Genomic DNA, 18,951 nt, shown 5'->3' on the forward strand with positions numbered 1-18,951 from the left:
TGCTCGCTGGCGACGACGCTCACGTTAGGAGCCGGGCAAGGGGTCCATCTGCGTACGAATGCACACTCGGCCGCGAGCGTGCACAACGACACACAACGGGCAAAAAGCTGCCCGCGCGGCGCCGAACCCCCATCCCCATCTCACAGAATCCGCAGCCCCGACCCCGTGTTCATCAACCGATCGGTGGATTCCGGCGCCCCCGTCCGGCGATGATCCTCAAGTACATGACAGTCATCGAGATCGACGGCCTGCGCAAGGGTTATCGCGGCGGCACGGCCGTGGACGGCGTGTCCCTGCGCGTCGGACGAGGCGAGATCTTCGGCATCGCCGGCCCCAACGGCGCGGGGAAGACCACGGTCGTGGAGTGCGCGTCGGGCCTGCGGCGCCCGGACGGCGGCACCGTACGCGTGCTGGGTCTGGACCCGCAGGCCGACCGGCGGCGGTTGCTGCAGCGCGTCGGCGCCCAGTTGCAGGAGGCCGCCCTGCCCGACGCGATCACGGTCGGGGAGGCGCTGCGGATGTACGCCTCGTTCTACGACGACCCGGCCGACTGGCGGGCGCTCATGGACCAGTGGGGGCTGACGGAAAGGCGGCGCACCGGCTTCGGGAAGCTGTCCGGCGGCTGGAAGCAGCGGCTGTTCATCGCGCTGGCCCTGGTGGGCAGGCCGGAGGTGGTCTTCCTCGACGAGCTCACCACCAGCCTGGACCCCTCCGCCCGCCGCACCACCTGGGGCCTGATCCGCGACATCCGCGAGCGCGGGGTCACCGTGGTACTGGTCACCCACTTCATGGACGAGGCCGAGGCGCTGTGCGACCGCCTCGCGATCATGGACCGGGGGCGGGTCGTCGCGACCGGCACCCCGGCCGGGCTCATCGCCGAAGGGCGATGCCGCTCGCTGGACGAGGCGTACTTCGCGCTGATCACCGAGAACGGGGTGTGAACGGGATGACACACATGAAAGGCCTCACGCAGGTCGTCGCGGTGGAGCTGAAGCTGGTCCTACGGGAGCCGATGTCGGCGTTCTTCGCTCTTGCCTTCCCCGCCGTGATGCTCTGGGTGAAGATGCGCAGCGACCGCCCCCTTCCCGGCGGGGTGCGGGCCATCGACGCCACGGTGCCGATGCTCGGCGTCTTCATCATCGGCCTGACCGCCCTCACCGTCCTGCCCGCCACGCTGGCCCAGTACCGCGAGCGCCGGGTGCTCAAGCGGCTGCGCGCCACCCCCGCGTCGCCGGTCATGCTGTTCGGCGCACAGTGGGCCGCGCACATGCTGCTCGCGGCGTCCGGTACGGCACTGCTGATCGTCATCGGGCTGGCGGGCTACCGGCTGGCGGCGCCGGGGAACCCGGCCGGCGTCCTGCTCGCGTGGGCGCTCGGCGCGTTGAGCCTCGGCTCGGTCGGCCTGCTCATCGGCGCCCTGGTCCCGAGCGGCCGCGCCGCGACCGTGATCGGGCTGGGCCTGTTCTTCCCGATGGCGTTCCTGTCCGGCGCCGTCATCCCCCGCGAGAACCTCTCGGGCTCCATGCGCGCCATCGGCGACCTGACCCCCATGGCCCCCGCGGTCCAGGCGTTGCGCGAAGGCTGGGCCGGCGCCGCGATGTCCCCGGCCGCCCTGGGCGTCATGGCGGCGATCTCCGTCGTCGCGGGCGGTCTGGCCCTGCGGGCGTTCCGGTGGTGAGCGCCGGCGGCCCCGGCCTGTCGCGCTGGGACCGGTCCTGGCCCGTTCTGCCGTACCTGTTCGTCCTGCTGCCCGCGGCCTTCTCGCTGCTGCGCGACTGGAGGCCGCAGGTACTGGGGCTGGCCGTGCTCGCCGGGGCCTGGCACTGGTTCATGGTCACCGCGCGCCCCGGGCGGGTCGACCGGCCCGCCGGGCTGGTCGTCTACTTCGCCGTGACCCTCGCCCTCGTCGGGGCGCTGATCAGGATCGACACGCTGTTCACCGTGACGGGACTGGGCGCGTTCGTCCAGTCCTTCACCCTGCTGCCCCGCAGGTGGGCGTACGCGGGAGTGGCCGCGACGGCCGCCGTGCTGGTCCTGGCCCGGCCCCCGTCCGGGCGGAGCGCCGGGGAGCTGCTCTTCTCGATCCTGGTCGGGACGCTCGTCGCCTCGACGTTCGGCCTGTCGGTGCAGACGATCACCGACCAGAACGAGCAGCGCAAGGCGATGATCGCCCAGTTGACGGAGAACGGCGCCAAGCTGGCCGCGCTGGCGGAGGAGAACGCCGGGTTGCAGGCCCGCCTTCTGACCCAGGCCCGCGAGGCGGGCGTTCTGGGCGAGCGGCAGCGGATGGCGAGGGAGATCCACGACACGATCGCGCAGGGCCTGACCGCGATCATCACCCAGCTCGAAGCCGCCGAGGACGCCCTCGACGACGTGCCCGCCACCCGCGCACGCCTGGACACGATGCGCGCCCTGGCCAGGGAGAGCCTCGGCGAGGCCCGCCGCTCGGTCCAGGGGTTGCGCCCGGCGCCGCTGGAGGAGTCCCAGCTCCCGGCCGCCCTGCACGACGTGGCCGCCACCTGGTCGCGGACCACCGGGGTCCCCGCCTCGGTGTCGGTCACCGGCGACGCACGGCCGTTGCACGCCGAGGTGGAGGTCACCTTGCTGCGGGTGGCGCAGGAGGCGCTGGCCAACGTCGCCAAGCACGCCTCGGCCGGCCGCGCGGGTCTTACCCTTTCGTACATGGAGGACGTCGTGGTGCTGGACGTGCGCGACGACGGGAAGGGCTTCACCTCCGAGGCCGCGGGCTCGCAGGCCAGAACCGGTTTCGGCCTCGTCGCGATGCGCCAGCGCGTCACCCGGCTGGCCGGGGCCTTGGAGGTGGAGACCGCCCCCGGCCAGGGAACGGGCATCTCCGCCACCGTCCCCGCCATCCCCGCCGCCTCCCCCGCCGTTTCCGCGGTCTTCTCCGTGCTCGAAGGTCCCTCCAGTTCGCCCGCCCATCCCCCGGCGTCGTCCGCGTCGGCCGGAGAGGAGACGTGACCATGCCGATCCGGTTGATCATCGTGGACGACCATCCGGTGGTCCGGGACGGGCTGCGCGGCATCTTCGCCGCCGACGACGCCTTCGAGGTGGTCGGCGAGGCCGCCGACGGGCCGGAGGCGCTCGCCGTGGCCATGCGCACCGGCCCCGACGTGGTGCTCATGGACCTGCGCATGCCCCTGATGAGCGGGGCGGAGCTGATCCGCCGGCTCCGGGAGTGGTCGCCGGGCGTCAACGTGCTGGTCCTGACCACCTTCGACGACGACGCCGACGTCCTGCCCGCGATCGAGCAGGGCGCCACCGGCTATCTGCTCAAGGACACTCCGCGCGCCGACCTGCGCCGGGCCGTGCGGGCCGCCGCCCGTGGCGAGACGGTGCTGTCGCCCTCCGTGGCGGGCGTGCTGGCGCACAAGGTGCGCGCGCCGGAAGCGCGGGCGCTGAGCCCCCGGGAGCTCGAGGTGCTCGGGCTCGTCGCCCGCGGCGCGACCAACCGCGAGATCGCCGCGAAGCTGTTCATCACCGAGGCGACGGTGAAGACGCACCTGCTGCACGTCTTCGCCAAACTCGAGGTCAACGACCGCGCCGCGGCGGTCGCGGCGGCCTACGAGACCGGCCTGCTCAAGCCCGCCGGCGGCGCCTGACCTCCAGCGCCCGCCCGGCGCCGGCCGCCCGCCATCACACGCTGACCAGGTCCGGCCCCGGGGGTGGCTTGACTCTCCGCCAAGGGGAGACGCGAGAGTGGCGGCATGGACGGCGACGCGCTCCACACGATCGGCGACCTCGCCCGGCTGACCGGGCTGACGGTCAAGGCCATCAGGTTCTACTCCGACCGCGGGATCGTGCCGCCCACCGGACGCAGCCCGTCCGGCTACCGCCTCTACGACGACGCCGCCCTCGCACGCCTGGACCTGGTCCGCACGCTGCGCGACCTGGGACTGGACCTGGCCACCGTCCGCAAGGTCGTGAACCGGGAGACCACCCTGCCCGAGGTCGCCGCGGCGCACGCCGCGGCTCTGGACGTGCGGATACGGACCCTGCGCCTGCGGCGGGCGGTGCTCATGGCGGTCGCCGGGCGCGGAGCCACCCCCGAGGAGATGGATCTCATGCACAAACTGGCCCGGCTCACGCAGGACGAACGCCGCCGGCTGATCGCCGAGTTCCTCGACGCGGCGTTCGGCGGCCTGGACGCCGGCTTCGCGGGCGCCGCGCGCTCGATGACCCCCGAACTGCCCGACGACCCCGGACCCGAGCAGATCGAGGCGTGGGTGGAGCTGGCCGAGCTCTCCCAGGACCCCGGCTTCCGCTCCGGCATGCGGCTCCTGGCCGAGCAGCACGCGGCCGACCGCGCCGACGGCGGCGTCACCGTCCCGCGCCGCGACGCCGTCGCGATCGCCCGCGACCAGGCGGCCCCGGCCCTTGCGGCCGGCATCGCCCCCTCCTCACCCGCCGCCGGCCCGATCGTCGCCGCGGTCGTGGCCGAGTACGCGCGCCTGGTGCGCCGTCGCGACGACGACGAGCTGCGACGCCGGCTGCTGACCCGGCTGGAGGCCGCGGACGCCCCTGGCAGAGAGCGGTACCTCCAACTGCTCGCCGTGATCAACGGCTGGCCGGCGCCTCCCTCCCTCGCCCCGGCGCTCGGCTGGTCCGTCCAGGCTCTGCGCGCCCGGATGGCGGGCTGACCACCCCCGTTCCCGGCGGATGCAGGGATCGTGACCGGCGGAGCGAAAGCGGCGGGTGACCCGGTGGTGAACGTCCTTCCCGAGCACGATTGCCGCACGAAAGCCGATTTTGTCGACAACATAATCGGCGCGATCGGCATCTAAGCCAGCATGGAGCGGACAATCCCTTTACGGGCCCTGTTGTCGGTGACCGTCACCACCGCCGCGGCGGCGGTCCTGACCTCGGCGGGCGCCCTCGCCGCGACCACGCCGGAGCCGGCCCTCGCCCGTGCTCCGGCCACCGCCGGCCTGGTCGCCGCCGCCGCGGCGCCCGCGGCCACCGGTACGGCGAACACGGCGAACGCGGCGAACGCCGACAACGCCGACAACGCCGACAACGCCGACAACGCCGCGAAGCCCACCACCTGCCTGCGCGTCCGGGGCGCGGCGGCGTGCGTGGGAGCGGACGAGAGCGACCGTCCGGGGATCTCGGTGGAGGACACCGCGCCCGACAGGTACCACGCCGTGGTCGAGTACTACCTGAACGGCTACCTGGGCACCAAGTACGTCATCCACAACCTGGGGCACGAGGGCGAGATCCGGAGCAACCGCGAGATCGGCGCCACCGTGACGTTCAGGGCCGCGGTCTACAAGGGCAACCACCGGATCAAGGTCAGCCGGTGGAAGACCGTGCGCAGCGACACCGAGTACCCCGTCAAGCGGGACACCGATGTCACCCCGTCCACGGCGCGGGCGCGCTCCCAGGTCTGCACTTCGACGAAGAGCGCCGCCTCCACATGCTTCGCCGACCGGAAGCAGACGGTCGTCTACGCGTGCGACACCAGCGCCGACCGGCGTCAGGCCCGCGCGGAGTACTTCCTGGGCGGCGATCCGACGGCGCGTTTCGAGATCCACCAGCTGGCGGGGGTGAACACCTGCGGCAAGGCCGAGCACGGCGACGTGCGCGTCAGCAAGTACCGCGCCTCGGTGTTCGACCTCGGCCACCGGGTCGCCACCCGGCTCTACAAGTACCACTAGCCGCCCAGCTCGGCGGCGCGGCCGTGTCACCCCGGCCCGGCGAGGGCACGGCTCGCGCCTGTGCGGCTTTACCTGCGATTTCGTAGCCTGTTGACATGGCAAGCGCCTTGGGGGACTTCCTTCGCGCCCGGCGCCGGCTCGCCACCGTCGACCGCGCAGGGCCGTGGCACGGTGAGCGCCGGACGCCGGGCCTGCGCCGCGAGGAGGTGGCCATGCTGGCCGGCGTCAGCAGCGACTACTACACCCGGCTGGAGCAGGGAAGAGAGCTCCGTCCGTCGGCGCAGGTGCTCCAGGCCTTGGCGCGCGCCCTCGAGCTGTGCCCTGAGGCCACCGAGTACCTGTACCGTCTCGCGCATCCTAAGGAGTGTGGACGCCGGCCGCTCGGCGGGGACGACGAAATCTCGCCGGACATGCTCCGGTTCCTGGAGGGCTGCGACCATGTGGTCGCTCTCGTCGTCAACCGCCGGTTGGACTACCTGGCCAGGAACCGGCGGGCCGCCGCCCTGTACCGCGGGATGGACATCGCGGACAACGTGCTGCGGCTGGTCTTCCTGTGTCCGGCGGCACGCGAGTTCTACGTGGACTGGGAGCAGGAGGCCCGCGCCGTCGCGGCCCACGTGCGCGCCGCCTCCGACGCGGGCCGCGACCCGCTGGTGCGCGAACTGGTGGAGGAGCTCTCGGCGGGAAGCGACGACTTCCGCCGCATCTGGGCCCGGCACGACGTGCAGGTCAGAACGAAGATGCCGATCCGCTACCGCCACCGCGAGGTCGGCGAGATGACCTTGCAGTACGAGACGCTCCGCGTCGGCAGCGCCCCGGGCCAGTTCATCCTCATCGGCCAGGCCGAGCCCGGCAGCCCGTCCGCGGGCGCGTTCGCCTCGCTCGGCTGACCGCGACCGCCGCCGATCAGCGGGCCGCCGGGCGGCGTCTCACTCCGAGCAGAGCTCGGAGCTCAGCGCCTGGTAGGACCAGCGTTCCCACTTGACGGGCGACCAGCCACGGTCGCGGACGAACACCAGGTAGAGCTCCGGGCTGAGCAGGCCGAACAGCAGATCAGCGGCGTGCTCGGCCGTCACGCCCTGACGGGCCCCGGGCTTGGCGACCAGAGACCGCGCGGCCATCGCGTGGACGGTGAACCTCGGGTCGGCGTCCTGCTCCCAGAGCCCGGCGATCGCCGGGTCGGCCGACGCGGCGGCGCGCAGCATCTCGGTGATCGACGCGACCCGTTCGAGGATCGCCCGCGTTCCCTGGACGTGGAGCCGCAGGTGGACGCCGGCGGTCTCGGCGGCGAGAGCGTCGGTGAACCACGGCCGCTCCATCGTCGCGATCGGCTCGTCGTCGCCCGCGATCGACACGTCGATCAGCTCTTTGAGCAGTGCGCGCTTGTTGCCGAACGTGAAGTAGATCGTCTGCACGGCGACCCCGGCCCGGTCGGCGATCTCCTGCAGCGCCGTCGCGCCGTAACCGCGCTGGACGAACAGCTCGCGGGCGGCGTCCAGCATGCGCTCGCGGGTCTGTCTGGCCTTCGCGGTCCGCTTGCCCGTGCTCTTGACGTCGGTCATGGCTGTAGCTTATCTCTAGAGTCCAGCACTAGAGTTTGCATCTAGCGAAATCCGGCCCGACGAAAAGGGCGGACGGACGCGGGAGGGAACCCATGCGGGTCATCGCCAACACCCAGCAGGCGGAAGCGTGGAACGGCTGGGAGGGGGTCAACTGGGCGAACAACGCGGAGCGCTACAACGCGATGATGGCCGCGTTCAACGACCCGTTCTTCCAGGTCGCCGCGATCGGCGAGGACGACCGCGTCCTCGACGTCGGCTGCGGTACCGCGGAGCCCACGCTGGCCGCCGCGCGCAAGGCGTCGCGGGGGCACGTCCTCGGCGTCGACATCTCGGCGCCGATGCTGGAACGCGCCCGCGCCGACGCGGCCGGGCAGGGCGTCGCGAACGTCGCCTTCGAGCAGGGGGACGCCCAGGTGCACCCCTTCCCGGAGGGAGCCTTCGACGTCGCGATCAGCCGGGGCGGGGTGATGTTCTTCGGCGACGTGGTGGCCGGGTTCGCCAACATCCGGCGGGCGCTGCGGCCGGGCGGGCGGCTGGTGTTCATGGGCCCGCAGGGCGGCGGCCCCGACACCGACTACGCCCGCGCCACCGCGGCGCTCAGGCCGATGTTGCGAGGGCCGTCGCCCGCGTCGCGGGGCATGGGGTCGCTGCTCGAACCCGCCCGCATCCACCAGGTGCTCGACGAGGCGGGGTACGCCGAGGTGACCGTCACGCCCGTCGCGGCGCCGATGGGCTACGGCCGCGACGCCGCCGACGCGGCGGACTTCATCCTCGGCCAGGGGCCCGTCCGCCACAACCTCGAAGGGGTCGATCCGGCCGTCGTCGAACGGGCACGGGAGGAACTGCGCGCAGGGCTCGCCGCGTACGCGACCTCAGACGGCGTTCGCATTCCCGGCGCCGTCTGGCTGGTGAGCGCCACCCGCCTCTGACCCCTCACCACGGCGCTCCGCCGACCGCCGCACCCACGAGACCAGGAAGAACACGAGGAACAGAGGGGGGAACAGCAGGAGCAGACGCCACCCACCCTCGGTGAGAGCGCCGGCGAGGCTGCCATGGTCGATGAAGTGCCGGGCGGCCAGAGCGGCGGAGCTCGCGACGCTGAACGCCGCGCTGTACGCCAGAACCTGACCGGTACTCCGAGGGAGCGCCATGGAACAGATGCTAGCTCGCGCGACCCGAGGCGATCCAGGGACCAGGCGAACCCAGGCGACACGCGACCGCCCCGGGCGTGGAAGCCCGGGGCGGTCCGGCCGTTCAGGAGCGTGGTCAGCGAAGGATCTTGTAGAGGGCCGAGGTGAGGGAGGCCTTGGCGTCGTCCTGGTCGATGGACCACATCATCGAGCCGCCGAGCCCCTTCAGCCGGATGTAGGCGGCCTTCTCCACCAGCGACGCCGGGTCGTCGTAGGACCAGAACTCGTTGCCGTCGTACAGCCACAGCGTGCCGGTGAGCAGGTCGCGGTAGCGTCTGCCCGGCTTGCCGGCGAGGATCTTGTAGTCCTCGGTGCCGGGCGCCCAGGTCGCGGGCGCCGGGCCGGTGGCGCCGGCGTACAGGCCGTCGCCGGTGGACGTGACGCCGGTCCAGCCCTGCCCGTACGCGGGGACGCCGACCACCATCTTCCTGGCCGGGGCGCCGCGCGACAGGTAGTCGCGGACGGTGGTGTCCACGCTGTACTTGACCGGGTTCGGGTCCCTGCGGTCGGTGAACAGGTTGCCGTTGTGGCCGGTCCTGGTCTCCCACGAGCCGTGCAGGTCGTAGCCCTGGATCGTGGCGAAGTCGAGGCTGCGGAACACGTCGCGGACCTCGAAGCCGGCGTCGATCTTGGCCGCGGCGGCGGGGAGGAAGGCGGTGAGCTCGCTGCCGGCGTCGTACGCCTTCAGCTGCCGGCGCAGCTCGGCGGCGAAGAGGGTGAAGTTGTGCCTGTCCTCCGGCCGGATGACGTTCCCGGCGTTGCCCTCCGAGCCCGGCCACTCCCAGTCCAGGTCGATGCCGTCGAAGACGCCCGCGCCGGCGCCCGCGGGCAGGCCGGGCAGGTCGCCCCTGATCCAGAGGCCGACGCACGAGGCGGCCAGCGCGCTGCGGGCCTCGGGGGTGCTGACGGCGTCGGAGAAGTACTTCGAGCCGGTCCAGCCGCCGAGGGAGATCAGCGCCTTGAGGCCGGGATGGCGGGCCTTGAGCTTCTTGAGCTGGTTCAGGTTGCCGTTAAGTGCCTGACCCGGCTGGTCGGCCACGCCGTCCACGCTCTCTTCGGCGGACACCGGCCGCTGCCAGTCGGCCCACGCGTCGGCCGAGACGCAGGTGCCGTCGGCGCCGACGTTGCCGAAGGCGTAGTTGATGTGGGTCAGCTTGGCGGCGGCACCGCTGGTGTCCACGTCCTTGACGTGGTAATTCCGGGCGTAGATGCCCCACTGGATGAAGTAGGCGACCCGCTTGAACCGGTCACCACCGCCCGTTCGCGCTTGAGCCCGCCCGGCCGCGGCCGTCGCCGCCTGGCCCCCGGCAGGTACGGGCGTCGTCGGATCTCCGGCAGGTACGGGCGCCGCCAGGTCTCCGGCAGGTGCGGGCGCCGCCGCCAGGGCCTCGGCGGGCACGGCCACCGCGGCGAGGGCGGCGGCGGTCGCCGCCGCGAGTAGGTGCTGGAAAGGACGTCGCACGGCCATCTCCATTTACTGCTCAAGGAGCCTACTTATAGGAAAGTTTCTTATAAGTTGCTCGGATCGTAGAGTCCGTCATGCGACGCGTCAATGCCGGCCGCGCCGCCATATTCGCCGCGGTGGTTTTGCAGGTCCTTGACCTGCGGGTTCCTATGCTCGCGCTATGGCAAGCTGTCTTGGTTACTTTCTCCGGGCCCGACGCCAGGCCACGCCCCTCAGCAAGGTCGGGCTTCCGCCCGTGGGCCGCCGGAGGACACCGGGCCTGCGCAGAGACGAAGTCGCGGTGCTGGCGGGCGTCAGCGTCGACTACTACACGCGGCTGGAGCAGGGCAGGGAGACCCGCCCCTCGGAGCAGGTGGTCAACGCGCCGGCCGAGGCGCTCGATCTCGATGGGGAAGCCACCCAACACCTTCACGACCTCGCTCGCCCCACAAATCACCGGCGCGCCGTTCCCGGCCACGCCGACCAGGTGAACTCCAAAGTGCTGCAACTCATGGCGAAATGGGAGGACTATCCCTCGACGATCGTGAACAACCGGCTGGACGTCCTCGCGCGAAACGCCCTGGCCTCGGCCCTGTTCCAGGGGCTGGAACACGCGGACAACCTGCTGAGGCTGGTGTTCCTCGACCCTGCTTCCCGCTACTTCTTCATGGACTGGGAGGAGGACGCCTTGTCCCTGGTCGCCCCCGAGCACGACTCGGGCCACGCCGGGCGGGATAGTCTGGCGCCCTGAACGGCCCACGGGCCGGCTCCGGGACGATGTGGTGCCAACGTGCGGCCCGAGGAGGAGGAAGCCAGGTTGTCACAGCCCGAGACGGGCGAGCCGGTCGCCGACCACGAACTCCCGCGAGGCGACCCGGCCAGGCCGGTGACCATCGCCTACATCGCGAAGTCCGCCGGGGTCTCGGTGCCCACGGTGTCGAAGGTCATCAACGGCCGCTCCGGCGTGTCCGCCGATACCCGCGCCCGTGTCGAGGCGCTCATCAGCCAATACGGGTACCGCAAGTCGGCTCAGCGCACCAACATGATGGAACTGGTCTTCGACCGGCTCGAGCACATGTGGGGCGCGGAGATCATCCGCGGGGTCGAACAGGTGGCCCGCGAACACCGGGTGGGCGTCGTGCTGACGGAGTTCGGCCCCCCACGCGACCAGACCAACTACTGGATCGACGACGCCGTCGCCCGCCGCCCCGACTGCGTCGTGACGGTGGCGCAGCTGTCGAACGAGGAGCGTGATCAACTGCGCGCCAAGGGCATCCCGTTCGTCGTCTTCGACCCCACCATCGAGCTGCCGGACGACGTGCCGTTCGTGGGGGCCACGAGCTGGAACGGCGGCCGCTCGGCCGCTCGCCACCTGCTCAAGCTCGGCCACCGCCGCATCGCGATGGTCAGCGGCCCCGACCACGTCCTGTGCTGCCGAGCCAGGCAGGACGGGTACCGCTCGGCCATGGAGGGCGCCGGCTTGACGGTCGACCCCGCCCACGTGGTGCGGGCCGAGCTCACCAGGGAGGGTGGGCACACCGCCGCGCTCGGCCTGCTCGGCCGCCCGGAGCGTCCCACCGCGATCTTCGCGAGCAACGACCTGCAGGCGCTCGGCGTCTACCAGGCCGCGCGGGAGATGGACCTGCGCATCCCTCACGACTTGAGCGTGGTCGGCTTCGACGACCTGCCCATCGCCGCCCTCGTCGATCCCCCGCTGACCACCGTCCGCCAGCCGCTCACCGAGATGGCGGTGGCCGCGACCGAACTCGCCCTGGCCCTGGGCCGCGGGGAGAAGACCTCCCAGGCCGGCTTCGAACTCGCGACCACCCTCACCGTCCGGGAAAGCACCGCACCTCCCGCGGACCGGCGAGGACAACGGTGACGACGTCTTCATAGGGCCGGCCCGCCGGCGCGGCAACCTGGTCCCCCGCCGGGGCGGCGCGCGGACCGGCGCGACCGCTACGCTCCCCCAGTGATCGAACTTCGGCGGATCACGGATCTGTGGCGGCGACTCGACGTCACGATCCGGGATCTCTCGTTCGCACTGCTGCTGGCCGTCGCGTCCTTCCTGCCGGCGCTTCACGACCACGGGACCCAGCTCGGCGACCTGCCGGCCCGCCCCTTCGACGCGCTGACCATCGTGGTGATCGCCCTCGAATGCCTCCCGCTCGCCGTGCGCCGGCGATGGCCGGCCGTCTGCCTGGTCCTGGTGTCGCTCGGCTTCGCCCTGGACCAGCTCCGCGCCTACCACACGGTCACGGGCACCGCCCTGGCCATCGCGCTCGTCAGCGCGGGCGCCTACCTGGAACGCCACCGGCGCCTCACCGCGATCCTGCTGTCCGCGGCGTACCTGCCGCTGGCGCTCGCGCTCGACCGGCTCGGCTCGCCCGAGGGGCCGGAAGGGTACGTGACGTTCTACCTGCTGCTGATTCTCGGGTGGGGCATCGGGTCCTGGCTGCGCTCCACCCGGGCGGCCGAGGCCGAACGCCGGCGCCACGTCGCCGAGACCACCCGCACCGCCGAACGCACCCGCATCGCCCGCGAGCTCCACGACGTCGTGACCCACCACGTGACCGCGATGGTCGTGCAGGCCGAGGCGGCGCGCTACCTGACCGCCGCGCCCGACCGCCTCGACGCATCTCTGAGCGCCGTCACCGACACCGGCCGACGGGCCATCGCCGACCTGCGGCACCTGCTCGACCTACTCACCCCCGACCACGACGCGGACGTCAGGCTCCCGTCAGTGGGCGAGCTTCACACGCTGGTGGAACAGACGCGCCGGGCCGGGCAGCCGGTGGAGTTCATCGAGGAGGGGACACCTGCGCGATCGACCGGCAGCGCCGAGTTCGTGACCTATAGGGTCGTGCAGGAGTCCCTGACGAACGCCCTCAAATACGCCCACGGCAGCCACACGGTGGTCCGCGTGCGCTTCGGCGAGAAGGAGATCACCGTGGAGGTCGGCACCGACGGTTCCGGCTCGCGGAACGGCCCGCACGACGGCCCGCACGACGGCCCGCGGAACGGCTCGGACACCGGCCCGCAGCACATCGGCTCGCACGCCGGCTCGCTGAGCGGGAGCGGGCGGGGCCTCGCCGGGCTGCGCGAACGGGTCGACGCCCTGGGCGGCGACTTCAGCGCCGGCGGGCAGTCCGGCGGCGGCTTCCTCGTCCGGGCGCGCATCCCCATGGAGAGCCGGTCGTGACCGTGCCGATCCGGGTCCTGGTCTGCGACGACCAGGCGCTGATCCGCACCGGGTTCGCGACGATCATCGACGCGCAGGCCGACCTGGAGGTGGTGGGCGAGTGCGGGGACGGTCGCGCCGCGGTCGACCTCGCCCACCGGCTGAACCCGGACATCGTGGTGATGGACGTGCGGATGCCGGTGCTCGACGGCATCGAGGCGACCCGCCTGCTGGCCGGCGCCGGAGTCGCCCATCCCGTCAAGGTGCTCGTGGTGACGACGTTCAACCTGGACGAGTACGTGTACCAGGCGCTGCGCGCGGGGGCCAGCGGATTCCTGCTCAAAGACGCGCCACCAGCGCAGTTGCTGCACGGCATCCGCACCGTCGCGGCAGGCGCCGCGCTGCTGGCGCCCGAGGTGACCCGGCAGCTCGTCGGCAGGTACGCGGCGCGCATCCGTCCCACCGAAGGCACGCCGGGCGACATCGCACTGACCCCGCGCGAGCTGGAGGTCCTGCGCCACATCGCCGACGGCCTGTCCAACAGCGAGATCGCCGCGACACTGGTGATCAGCCAGGAGACCGTCAAGACCTACGTGTCACGCATCCTCACCAAGCTCGACCTGCGCGACCGCGTACAGGCGGTCGTCTACGCCTACCGCAGAGGCCTGGTGACCTGACACCCGCCCAAGGGGACTCGACGTCATATCGCCGCGCTTCCCGCACGCGAACCCGCATCCGCGGCGACCACGGGCGGCCGCCGTCGCTGTCATAACCACCTTCCCCGAAGATCAGACCCCCGAAGCACGAGGCTCAGGTGCCTCAACCGTCCAGAGATTCGTCCGCGACCCGGATGATCGTCTTTCCGGGGGCGCGGCGGTCGCGGGCGAAGGCGGAGGCCGTTTCGGAGAGCGGGCGCACGGCGCCGACGACGGGCTTGAGCCGTCCGTCCCGGACGCGGTGGGCGAGGTCGGCCAGCCGGGCGCGGTCGGGTTCGACGACGAAGAAGACGGCTCGCCCGTCCTTGGGCTGCGCGGTGGGCGGCATGGTGATGGTGACGACAGTGCCGCCCGGGCGTACCAGTTCGGTGGAACGCGCGAGGATGTCACCGCCGATGACGTCGAAGACCACGTCCACCTCGCCGGCGTGCCGCAGATCGTCGGCGTCCAGGTCGAGGAAGGTCTGCGCGCCGAGGCCCAGCGCGACCTCACGGTCGCCGGCCCGGCCGGTGCCGATCACGCGGGCGCCCGCCTCCCGCGCGAACTGGACGGCGATCGAGCCGACGCCGCCCGCAGCGCCGTGAACGAGGATGGTCTGGCCGGTCGTGAGGTGGCCGTGGTCGAACAGTCCCTGCCAGGCGGTCAGTCCGGAAATGGGCAGCGCGGCGGCCACGGTGTGGTCGATGTCGGCCGCGAGGGGGGCGAGGTTGCGGGCCTCCACCGCGGTGTATTCGGCCAGGGATCCGTTGCGGGCCCAGTCGGTCGGTCCGAACACCCGCTGGCCCACGGTGAGGCCGGTGGTCCCGTAGCCGAGCTCGACCACGACTCCGGACAGCTCGTGCCCGGGGATGCTCGGCGTCCGGTCGCGGCCGGCGCGATCGGACCACGTCGTCGGCCAGTCGAGCTCTCCGGGGGTGAAGCCCGCGGCGTGCACGCGCACGATGACGTCGTTCTCCGCGGCGTGGGGGTAGGGCATGTCGGTCAGGGAGAGGCCGCCGACACCCGCGTCACGATCCCGCACGGTGATCGCCCGCATACTCGGATCCTTTCAATGGCGTTCGTGGAAATGTGGTGGTCGTGAGAGGTGAGCTCCGAATCGTCTTTCTGGCGCGCGTGTCCGAGCGGCTCACACCGTCCGACGGGTGGCCTGGTGTGATGTCCGGTCAGCTCGGCCAGGGCGAGCCGAGGATGCGCTCGACCGTCGTCGTGCGCCGGAAACCGGGGATGAAGTGCTCGAGCACGTCGGAGTTCACGGTGCCGTTCGTGGTCTCGGGACGGTCCTTGAGCCCGTCGAAGTAGGCCCGCAGAAACTCGTTCTTGAAGTCCCCTCGCGGGTGGACGGCGAGGATCTCCTCCAGCTGACCGTGCTCCAGTTCGTCCAGTCCGAAGCCGAGCACGTCGGTCAGTACGCCGAGGTGCGTGGTCGCGATCTCCGGGGCCATCCGGCCGGGGATGCCCGGCGTGGTGTGCAGCGCGATCGCCTCCCAGACGGTCTCGGCGGCGGTCGCCGAGAAGCCCCGCTCTGCGAGGAACTTGCGCGCGTGGTCGGCGCCGTCGACCTCGAAGCGCTGCTCGACGTCGGAGAAGGGGGTCAGCAGGCCGGTGTCGTGGAACATGGCCGCCACGTAGAGCAACTCCGGGTCCGGTTTCACGCCGAGCTTGTGTGCGTGGATCAGGCCGAAGAAGTAGACCCGCCGGGAGTGGTGGTAGATGAGGGGGCTCGTCGTCTCCTGGATGAGCCCGGTCGCTTCGGCGACCGCCGCTGTCTCAGGAATCTCCAACCCCGCGATGACCTCTGGCATGACTCTGACTTTCCGGGAAGCGTGTCGGGTCGTGGACTGTCCGTCCGACTTCCATGCTGCCCATGGGTCGACGTGCGGCGCCGCCTTCGTCCGGCCAAGAATCACCTATATCCGGACGAGGCCCCGCTCAACTTCGACGCCCGCCCGGCGGCCGGGGCGATCGAGGGCCCCCGTCACCCCCGGGTGACGGTGTGCTACCAATGAACGGTGTCCATGCGTCCCGCGTCGCCGGCCCGACGGCGGTCGGCGCCGCCGGGGTCCGGATGGTCACCGCGCGGATCCGGCTCCGGAGAGACCGGCGTGGTGCACGCGGCCCCCCATCGCGTCGCGGTCCTCGTCTACGACGGGGTGACGTTGCTGGACGTCGCCGGCCCCGCGGAGGTGTTCAAGGAGGCGAACCGGTTCGGCGCCGACTACCGGATCGAGCTGCGGTCGCCGACCGGCGCGGACGTCACGTCGAACCTCGGCATCCGGATCACGGTCGACGGCCCCGTCGCCGCGGAACCGGCGTTCGGCACTCTGCTGGTGGCCGGGTCCGACCTCTATCCGCGCGCCGGCGTCCCCGGCGACCTGGCGGAGGCCGCCCGGATACCGGCGGCCGTGGCCGGCCGGGTCGCGTCGATCTGCACCGGGGCGTTCGTCCTCGCCGCCGCCGGCCTCCTCGACGGCAAGCGCGCGACCACGCACTGGAAGGTCGCGCACGAGCTCGCCGCCCGGTATCCGACGTGCCGCGTCGAGCCCGACGCGATCTACACGCGCGACGGCACCACGTACACGTCGGCGGGGGTGACGGCCGGCATCGATCTGGCGCTCGCTCTCGTCGAAGAGGACCACGGGCCCCACCTGGCACGCGACGTCGCCCGCGCCCTGGTGGTGTACATGCAGCGGGCGGGCGGCCAGTCCCAGTTCTCCGCACCGCTGCAAGGCCCGCCGCCCCGCTCGCCCGCCCTCCGTACGATCACCGACCTGGTGACGGCGAACCCCGGGGGTGACCACTCTCTCGGTGGACTCGCCGATCACCTCAACGTGAGCACCCGGCACCTCACCCGGCTCTTCCATGACGAGCTGTCCACAACGCCGGCCCGCTATGTGGAGAGCATCCGATTCGACATGGCCAGGGCGCTGCTCGACCAAGGACACACCGCGACGCAGGCCGCGGCCCTCGCCGGGTTCCCCAGTTACGAGAGCATGCGACGGGTCTTCGCCCGGAAGCTGTCGATCAGCCCCGCCGCCTACCAACGCCGCTTCAGCACCACCCGCCGCACCGACCTTTAGTAGGCCCGCGCCGCCGCGCACACGATCAGCCTCACGCCGATCGGGCCTTCACGTCTGTGCGGTGAGCAGGGCATCGGCGAGACCGGTCCGCGCATAGAGCACCGAGCGGCCCGCTCGGTGAGTGCTGGTCAGGCCGGCGGCCCGCAGCGCGGTGAGGTGCTGGGACACGCCCGCCGCGGAAAGGCCCGACCGCCGGGCGAGTTCGGTGGTCGAGGCGGGAGAGTCCAGTTCGGCCAGGATCAGCGCGCGGGATCGGCCGATCACCGCGGCGAGGGCTTCCATGCCCTCATGTGTCCCACGCTCCCACAACGTGCCGATCCCCCGCGCCGGGTAGGCGAGCTGAGGCGGTTCCGACGCGACGGACCGGGTCAGCACTCGCGGCCAGGCGAAGACCGACGGCACCAGGAGCAGCCCGGCCCCGGTCTCGATTCGGGTGATGGCGCAGTGGCGCTGCACCAGGTGGAGGCCGCCGCCGGCCCAGCGCACCGTGTGGTGCAACTGGTCGAGCGCCCGGGCCGTACCGTGCTCGGCCACCTGGCGACCCCGATAGAAGAGGTCCGCCTCCAGCACCGAGCGGATTCTGGCCCAGTAGGGCGCTATCGCCAGCTGCCAGTAGGCCTCGATCTCCGCGACGATCCGAGGCAGGTGGAGCCGAGGGGTCCGGTGAAGGCTTCGCAGCCGGGAGGACAACGAGCCGTCGCGCTCGGCGGCCAGAACGTCGAGGTCCCGCCGTACCTGCTCGGGGTCCGTGGCCTCGATGGCGGCGAGTTCGTCGGAAAGGCCGCTGGACGTGGTCGCCGGTACCGGGTTGAGGAAATCGGGGAGATGGCCGGTGGGCGGGATCATCTCGGCCAGCCACCCACGATCGAGACCCGCCGCCGCGAGCCGAGGGCGTACCTGGTCGGCCCAGCCGCGATGGGGATCCGGCACCGCCCCGGCGGCCAGCGCTCTGCGACTGGTGACGACCTCCCACATGGGCGAGACGGCGAACCGGGTCTCGGCCAGATCGTTCACCGAGAAGGTCAGCCGCGCCTTCATGCCGCCTCCATCCGTTCCACGATTCGGCCATAGCTTAATCAATGGACCTTCACTTCCCGGCCCGGCACCATCCCGTGGGCAGGCCCACGAGTCAGGGTGCCGGAAAGCAGAACAACGCGAAGGCGGTCGTCCCCATGTCCGTTGACATCTCCTCCTCCCCCGATGCCGCGATCCAGGGGAAGGCCCTGCTGTTCCGCACCTTGCACACCGAGTCCGTGCTGGTGCTGCCCAACGCCTGGGACGCCGCCAGCGCGAGTGTGATCGCCGCGGCCGGCGCAACGGCGATCGCCACGACCAGCGGTGGCGTGTCCTGGTCCCTGGGCCGCGGCGACGGGCAGGGGCTCGGCCGGCGCGAGATGGTGGAGGCCGCCCGGCGCATCGTGGACTCCGTCGACCTGCCGGTGACGGTCGACGTGGAGAGAGGATACGGACCGGCCCCGGCGGACGTGGCCGCGACCGTGCGGGCAGTGGTCGAAGCCGGTGCGGTGGGCGTCAATCTCGAGGACTCGACGGCCGTCGGCGGTCCTCTGTTCGACGTCGCCGAGCAGAGTGCCAGACTGCGCGCCGCCAGGGACGCGGCGGAAGCGGCGGGCCTGCCGAAACTCTTCGTCAACGCACGCACCGACGTCTTCCTGTTCGCGATAGGTCCGGCCGATGCCCGGCTGGGCGAGGTACTGGCGCGCACGGAGGCATACGCCAAGGCGGGAGCCGACGGTATTTTCGTGCCGGGCCTGCTCGATCCGGACGTGTTGCACAGTCTCTGTGCGCGGTCGCCACTGCCGGTCAACGCCATGGCCGTCGCCGGTGGACCGAGCGTCACCGAGCTCACGCAGGCGGGGGTGCGCAGGATCAGTCTGGGGACCGCACTGGCCCAGGCCGCCTACACCGCGGTCCGCGAAGCCGCCGCGGAACTCCTCGGCACGGGAACCCTCACGGCCCTGGACGGCTCACTGGACTTCGGCGAACTCAACGGCCTGTTCCGTCATTGACCGAGGCCTTGAGGACGGCTCGTGCGGACGATCGAGCCCGGCACGACCGTCCGCCGCCTCTGTCGCCGTCACCGGA

Annotated in this window: 19 protein-coding genes; 14 read left to right on the top strand and 5 right to left on the bottom strand. The window is 71.8% G+C overall.

Annotated elements, in window-relative coordinates:
- The first annotated feature begins 224 nt into the window (after nt 1-224).
- The 7 genes from ACWEN6_RS31675 to ACWEN6_RS31705 all read left to right on the top strand — a co-directional run bounded on the left by ACWEN6_RS31675 (nt 225) and on the right by ACWEN6_RS31705 (nt 6,568).
- Nucleotides 225-941, top strand: a complete 717-nt coding sequence (locus tag ACWEN6_RS31675; protein ID WP_452575355.1) for an ABC transporter ATP-binding protein — start codon at nt 225-227, stop codon at nt 939-941.
- Between the two features lie 14 nt (nt 942-955).
- Nucleotides 956-1,678 carry an ABC transporter permease gene (locus ACWEN6_RS31680; protein WP_452575358.1) on the top strand — a complete coding sequence of 241 codons (723 nt, stop codon included), beginning with the start codon at nt 956-958 and terminating at the stop codon, nt 1,676-1,678.
- Complete coding sequence (locus ACWEN6_RS31685) at nt 1,675-2,982, top strand: sensor histidine kinase (protein WP_452575360.1); 1,308 nt, start codon at nt 1,675-1,677, stop codon at nt 2,980-2,982. Before ACWEN6_RS31680 ends, ACWEN6_RS31685 begins: the two co-directional genes overlap by 4 nt.
- A 2-nt stretch (nt 2,983-2,984) precedes the next feature.
- The gene (locus ACWEN6_RS31690; RefSeq protein WP_452575362.1) at nt 2,985-3,623 is read left to right on the top strand and encodes a response regulator; all 639 of its coding nucleotides are present in this window, start codon (nt 2,985-2,987) and stop codon (nt 3,621-3,623) included.
- A 105-nt stretch (nt 3,624-3,728) separates the two neighbouring features.
- Complete coding sequence (locus ACWEN6_RS31695; protein ID WP_452575364.1) at nt 3,729-4,661, top strand: MerR family transcriptional regulator; 933 nt, start codon at nt 3,729-3,731, stop codon at nt 4,659-4,661.
- Between the two features lie 150 nt (nt 4,662-4,811).
- The gene (locus ACWEN6_RS31700) at nt 4,812-5,678 is read left to right on the top strand and encodes a hypothetical protein (RefSeq protein ID WP_452575366.1); all 867 of its coding nucleotides are present in this window, start codon (nt 4,812-4,814) and stop codon (nt 5,676-5,678) included.
- Between the two features lie 95 nt (nt 5,679-5,773).
- On the top strand, nt 5,774-6,568 hold the full coding sequence (locus ACWEN6_RS31705) for a helix-turn-helix domain-containing protein (protein ID WP_452575368.1): 795 nt from the start codon (nt 5,774-5,776) through the stop codon (nt 6,566-6,568).
- Between the two features lie 39 nt (nt 6,569-6,607).
- Here the strand turns inward: ACWEN6_RS31705 and ACWEN6_RS31710 are convergent, their stop codons facing one another.
- Nucleotides 6,608-7,240 (bottom strand): TetR/AcrR family transcriptional regulator, encoded by a 633-nt coding sequence (locus tag ACWEN6_RS31710; protein WP_452575370.1) that lies wholly within the window; start codon nt 7,238-7,240, stop codon nt 6,608-6,610.
- A gap of 92 nt (nt 7,241-7,332) precedes the next feature.
- Between ACWEN6_RS31710 and ACWEN6_RS31715 the strand changes: the two genes are divergently transcribed.
- On the top strand, nt 7,333-8,169 hold the full coding sequence (locus ACWEN6_RS31715; RefSeq protein ID WP_452575371.1) for a class I SAM-dependent methyltransferase: 837 nt from the start codon (nt 7,333-7,335) through the stop codon (nt 8,167-8,169).
- Nucleotides 8,170-8,506: 337 nt separating this feature from the next.
- On the opposite strand, the gene ACWEN6_RS31720 is transcribed toward ACWEN6_RS31715, so the two are convergent.
- Nucleotides 8,507-9,892, bottom strand: a complete 1,386-nt coding sequence (locus tag ACWEN6_RS31720) for a glycoside hydrolase family 18 protein (RefSeq protein WP_452575373.1) — start codon at nt 9,890-9,892, stop codon at nt 8,507-8,509.
- 163 nt (nt 9,893-10,055) lie between these two features.
- Here ACWEN6_RS31720 and ACWEN6_RS31725 point away from each other — a divergent pair, with 163 nt between their 5' ends.
- From ACWEN6_RS31725 to ACWEN6_RS31740, 4 genes are all read left to right on the top strand, one after another.
- Nucleotides 10,056-10,625 (top strand): MmyB family transcriptional regulator, encoded by a 570-nt coding sequence (locus tag ACWEN6_RS31725; protein ID WP_452575375.1) that lies wholly within the window; start codon nt 10,056-10,058, stop codon nt 10,623-10,625.
- Nucleotides 10,626-10,691: 66 nt separating this feature from the next.
- Entirely contained in the window at nt 10,692-11,756 is a 1,065-nt protein-coding gene (locus ACWEN6_RS31730) for a LacI family DNA-binding transcriptional regulator (RefSeq protein ID WP_452575377.1), read from the top strand.
- Between the two features lie 90 nt (nt 11,757-11,846).
- Complete coding sequence (locus ACWEN6_RS31735; protein ID WP_452575379.1) at nt 11,847-13,076, top strand: sensor histidine kinase; 1,230 nt, start codon at nt 11,847-11,849, stop codon at nt 13,074-13,076.
- Nucleotides 13,073-13,732: a response regulator gene (locus tag ACWEN6_RS31740; protein ID WP_380827731.1), complete on the top strand. Its 660-nt coding sequence runs from the start codon at nt 13,073-13,075 to the stop codon at nt 13,730-13,732. The genes ACWEN6_RS31735 and ACWEN6_RS31740 overlap by 4 nt, the downstream gene beginning before the upstream one ends.
- 142 nt (nt 13,733-13,874) lie before the next feature.
- On the opposite strand, the gene ACWEN6_RS31745 is transcribed toward ACWEN6_RS31740, so the two are convergent.
- Nucleotides 13,875-14,807 carry an NADP-dependent oxidoreductase gene (locus ACWEN6_RS31745; protein WP_452575381.1) on the bottom strand — a complete coding sequence of 311 codons (933 nt, stop codon included), beginning with the start codon at nt 14,805-14,807 and terminating at the stop codon, nt 13,875-13,877.
- A 127-nt stretch (nt 14,808-14,934) separates the two neighbouring features.
- Entirely contained in the window at nt 14,935-15,573 is a 639-nt protein-coding gene (locus ACWEN6_RS31750) for an HD domain-containing protein (protein ID WP_452575383.1), read from the bottom strand.
- Between the two features lie 300 nt (nt 15,574-15,873).
- Here ACWEN6_RS31750 and ACWEN6_RS31755 point away from each other — a divergent pair, with 300 nt between their 5' ends.
- Complete coding sequence (locus ACWEN6_RS31755; protein WP_452575385.1) at nt 15,874-16,848, top strand: GlxA family transcriptional regulator; 975 nt, start codon at nt 15,874-15,876, stop codon at nt 16,846-16,848.
- Nucleotides 16,849-16,896: 48 nt separating this feature from the next.
- Here the strand turns inward: ACWEN6_RS31755 and ACWEN6_RS31760 are convergent, their stop codons facing one another.
- Nucleotides 16,897-17,886, bottom strand: coding sequence for a DUF5937 family protein (locus ACWEN6_RS31760; RefSeq protein ID WP_452575387.1), 990 nt, complete (start codon nt 17,884-17,886; stop codon nt 16,897-16,899).
- A gap of 134 nt (nt 17,887-18,020) precedes the next feature.
- Here ACWEN6_RS31760 and ACWEN6_RS31765 point away from each other — a divergent pair, with 134 nt between their 5' ends.
- Entirely contained in the window at nt 18,021-18,875 is an 855-nt protein-coding gene (locus ACWEN6_RS31765) for an isocitrate lyase/PEP mutase family protein (RefSeq protein WP_452575389.1), read from the top strand.
- Nucleotides 18,876-18,951: the final 76 nt, after the last annotated feature.

Source organism: Sphaerisporangium sp. NPDC004334 (assembly GCF_053602655.1).